General features: G+C 57.7%; 1 pseudogene. It reads left to right on the top strand.

From position 1 onward, the window contains the following. Positions 1-18: 18 nt before the first annotated feature. Positions 19-265, top strand: a pseudogene (locus Q4563_RS20315) (hypothetical protein); the annotation flags it as partial.

The following is a 265-nucleotide window of genomic DNA, read 5'->3' as shown; positions in this document are numbered from 1 at the left end:
CATCAGTGGCGTCAGCTTATGAACGGCCGTACCCATGCTCCGGACGGCTCCAATGATCGGCTGCGCCAGGAAGGCAATGCACCCCAGCATCCTCTCGACCCAGACAAGGTGATGGACAAGCTGCAAGCGGGTGGTTTTGATATTGTCCGCTGGCGCGGCATCCGCTGCATCCACGATCATATGCACCAGAAAATCCGTGACCGTATCGGCCAGTCGGCAGTTAATCAGGCCGATCTGGAATTTGGCCTGCAAGATCCCTATCGCC

Source organism: Gilvimarinus sp. 1_MG-2023 (genome assembly GCF_030548285.1).
The sequence above is the reverse complement of the archived record's forward strand: the minus strand, read 5'-3'. Positions and strand labels throughout refer to the sequence as shown.